Origin of the sequence: Methylobacterium sp. WL7 (genome assembly GCF_008040085.1) — a bacterium.
Classification (GTDB): Bacteria; Pseudomonadota; Alphaproteobacteria; order Rhizobiales; family Beijerinckiaceae; genus Methylobacterium; species Methylobacterium mesophilicum.
In genome coordinates this window covers 1-3,887 of sequence record NZ_VRVG01000236.1, presented here as the reverse complement: position 1 = coordinate 3,887, position 3,887 = coordinate 1, and the positions used below count along the sequence as shown (strand labels likewise).

Below are 3,887 nucleotides of genomic sequence, written 5' to 3'. Positions count from 1 at the left end.
CACCTCCCGCAGCGACGAGGCCCAGAACTCCAACGTCGCCTCGATCGAGGTCCCCGATGTCCATGATGCGCGAATCATGGTGACGCAGAGAGTCAGAACCTCGCCAAAAATGCAACTGTAATGCTAGAGTGTGAACCGCACCAAGCTCTTACGAGCTTTGCGCTTTCGTGATTCAGGGCCGCCGCATGCAGTACGGAGGCGGCGATGGCAGACCTGTTCTGGCTCTCGGATGCGCAGTGGGCGGTGATCGAACCGTTCATGCCGACGGATCAGCCCGGACCGGCGCGGAAGGACGACCGGATGATCATATCCGGCATCCTGCACGTGCTCACTTCCGGCTGCCGCTGGCGCGACTGACCGGCCGCGTATGGCCCGCGCACCACCGTCTACAACCGCTTCAACCGCTGGTCCAGGCGCGGCTTCTGGAAGGCCATGCTGGCAGCGCTGGCCAAAGCCGGATTGTCGGGCGAGGCGACGGCAATCGACAGCACCTACGTGCGGGCGCATCGCTCGGCCCATGGCGTTGAAGGGGGGCGAAGGCGCACGTCATCGGCCCGTCGCGCGGCGGCCAGAGAACCGAGATTTACGCGCTCACCGATGTCCTCGGCCGGCCCGGCGTCCTCCTGCTGACGCCGGGCAACGCCGTCAAAGTCTCCGCCGCCGCAGCCATACCGGCTGAGACAACCGGCCGGATCCACCGCCTAGCCGCGGACAAGAGCTACGACGCTGACTTGATGCGGGCCGAGTTGCGCGCCAATAGCATAAAGCTCGATCATCCCGGGCAAACGCGGTCGGAAGAAGAGGATCCGCCACGACAAGCGCCGCTACAGCGAACACTGGCGCATCGAGGCAACCTTTAACCACCCCAAGGACTTCCGCCGCATCGCCCCCCGCTACAACAAGCTCGAACAAGCTCGCCCGTAACTACACCTTAGCAGTCGATCTCGCTGCCGTAATCGCGTTCTCGTGCTGATCAAGCCCAGACCCTAGAAACATATCTTTTATTTTTACTTCAATGCCTATAACAAACGCGTAACGCAGCCCAGTAAACCATCCAGACTAAACATCGTGATCGGGCGTATTGCTTATGATCGACACGAATTAATACGGAAGCATTTCTGGACTTCACGCGTACTATTGCAGACCCTGCGCCCCAGTGCGAGCTCACCATTCTTTCAAACCTTCACTATAGACCAAAAGCAAATTATTGCTATAAGGATGCAAATATCAAAAGCCATAATCCCTTCAAAATCTGGTGGAACGAATGGGCTCACGATCAACGCGGAATGATTGGGTATTTTTAGTCGTCGTAGCCCTCGTCGGGCTCGTCACTGTCGTGGGGTGCCGGCCCCTCAAAGCTCAAGGCGTGCCGCTACAGCTCTGCCGCTTTAAGAAGATCTGGGGAGACGATTTCAATAATTTGAGCGTATCAAGATCTAACAACGAACGCACCAAATGGTCGGCTCATACGCCTTGGAACGGTGATTTCGGCGATGCACAATTCATCGATCCCGTCGATATCTTCGCTGATCCCGAGAAGAATGCCCCGTTCACCGTCAACGATGGAATTCTGAAGATCCGAGCCCGCAAACAGGATAACGGTAAGTGGACGTCTGGCCTCCTCTCTTCGGCTGACCCGACGACGGCCGGCTTCGCCCTAATGTACGGCTATTTCGAAGCGCGTATGAAGCTTCCGTCAGGCCCCGGCGTATGGCCCGCTTTCTGGCTAGCATCCAACAGCCCGAAAGACGATAAAACACCCTCAGTTGAAATCGACGTCATCGAGTATTACGGTCAGTTTCCGGACGGATTTCATTCCGTCTGGCATGTTTGGGATAAGACTGACCCTAAGAATCAGCGCAGCGGCGATATTATTACCTCTGTACCAAGCGGATCGCTGAGCAGCGATTTCCACACTTACGGCGTAGACGTCACCAAGGAGTCGATAGTTTTCTATCTAGATCGGCGCGAGATAGGCCGAGCGCCGACGCCCCGTGAACATACTAAACCGCTTATGATTCTTGCTAATCTCGCGCTCGGGTCGGGCTGGCCGATTGACAAGACTCCGAATCCCTCCGATCTACTTATTGATTATATCTACGCTTTCGCCCCTGACGAGCAGAAACAGGACGCGACCTGCAAAGAATGACGCAGACGGCTTAGCCATATACGCGCGATGGGAGCGCTTCTCTGAAAAATCGTGTTCGCTGCCGTTTGACCTTGGATTCGCGCATAAACCAGCTCAGTTGATGTGCTGTTGAAGGCTCGGATCACTTTGGGGCTACCTTGTGACTTGCGAGATCAAGGATGTGTTGACGCTCTCTAATGCGTAGAATACGGCGCTAGATTTAGAGCGCCTAACAGAACGGCACCGAGCGGGGTTTTCAGCGTTGGTTTGGCATGGCCAGACTGCTTCTCCCCGATGATCTCTGGGATGAGATCGCTCCGCTCCTCCCGCCGCCTCGGCCGCGTCCGAAGGGCGGGCGTCGTCCAATTGAGACTCGGGCCGCACTCACGGGCATCCTGTTCGTGCTGCGCTCGGGGCTACCGTGGGAAATGCTGCCGGCCGAGATGGGCTGCGGCTCCGGCATGAGTTGTTGGCGGCGACTGCGGGATTGGCAGGCGGCGGGCGTTTGGAGCCGTCTGCATGACGTGTTGCTGGAGCGCCTGCACGCAGCAGGGGAGATCGACTGGAGCCGGGCTTGCCTGGACAGCGCGTCTGTCCCGGCCAAAAAGGGGGGGCTGCCACCGGCCCGAACCCGACGGACCGGGGCAAGCCAGGCACGAAGCGCCATCTCGTCACCGTTGCGCGCGGCACGCCCCTCATGGTGAGCTTGTCGAACCATCGGCTTCTGCCTGAGCGGTGCCAACCGGCACGACACCGTCATGATGGCGGCCACCCTCGATGCCATCCCGTCTGTGCGGAGCGGTCGGCGCGGACGACCGCGACGTCGTCCAGACAAGCTGCACGCTGACAAGGCTTACGATGCCAGACCCCGCCGCCAGGAGTGCCGGGTGCGGGGGATCGTGCCGCGCATCGCACGTAGGGGCATCGAGAGCAGCGAGAAACTCGGTCGTCATCGTTGGGTCGTGGAGCGCACCGACGCTTGGTTCAACCGATTCCGTCGATTGCCCATCCGCTACGAGCGACGCGCAGACATCTACGAGGCCTTCACGAGCCTCGCCGTCAGCCTCATCACCCTCAACCAGATCAGACGGTTCTGTTAGGCGCTCTAAGCCCACCGCTGCGATCCAATCTCGGACACATCGAGCGATGAACTCAGGCCCATTGTCCGAGCGGATATGGCCGCGCACACCACGCAGGCTGAATAGATCCGAGAGGACTGCGATCACATCGTGCGCCTTCAGCTTACGTGATACGCGGAACGCCAGGCACTCACGGGTGAACTCATTGGGTACATTCAGCATCCGGTACTTGCGACCGTTATGCGTCCGTTGCTCGACGAAGTCGTACGACCAGACATGGGCGGGTCGATCTGGCGGAAAGCGCACGCACGAGCCGTCGTTGAGCCAGAGGCGGGCCCACTTCGGCTGTCGCGCTGGAACCTTGAGCCCCTCCCGCCGCCGGATCCGTTCGACCCGCTCCACGTTGACCGTCCAGCGATCGCGCCGGAGCAGCGCGGTGATCCGATGGTAGCCGTATCACCCATACTGGAGAGCCCGCGCGAAGATGGCGACGGTCAGTTCGGCCTCGTCTTCGACCACCACGGCGCGCTTGCGCTGTGTCGAGCGGTGCTGACCCAGGACACGGCAAGCGAAGCGTTCCGACACGCCGTGCTCGGCAACGACGAAGTCGACACATGCCCGGCGGCGTGCCGGGCTCAGAAGTTTCCCGAGGCGGCCTCCTTTAGAATCAGCTTCTCCAA

Annotated in this window: 1 protein-coding gene and 3 pseudogenes; 3 read left to right on the top strand and 1 reads right to left on the bottom strand. The window is 59.8% G+C overall.

What is annotated here, in order from left to right; translation table 11 throughout:
• Window positions 1–204 precede the first annotated feature (204 nt).
• From FV233_RS28540 to FV233_RS28530, 3 genes and pseudogenes are all read left to right on the top strand, one after another.
• Window positions 205–973: pseudogene (locus FV233_RS28540) on the top strand (IS5 family transposase).
• A gap of 393 nt (window positions 974–1,366) precedes the next feature.
• Window positions 1,367–2,149: a glycoside hydrolase family 16 protein gene (locus FV233_RS28535; RefSeq protein WP_238263127.1), complete on the top strand. Its 783-nt coding sequence runs from the start codon at window positions 1,367–1,369 to the stop codon at window positions 2,147–2,149.
• Between the two features lie 251 nt (window positions 2,150–2,400).
• Window positions 2,401–3,228 (top strand): annotated as a pseudogene (locus FV233_RS28530) (IS5 family transposase).
• A gap of 3 nt (window positions 3,229–3,231) precedes the next feature.
• On the opposite strand, the pseudogene FV233_RS28525 reads toward FV233_RS28530, so the two are convergent.
• Window positions 3,232–3,887 (bottom strand): annotated as a pseudogene (locus tag FV233_RS28525) (DDE-type integrase/transposase/recombinase); the annotation flags it as partial.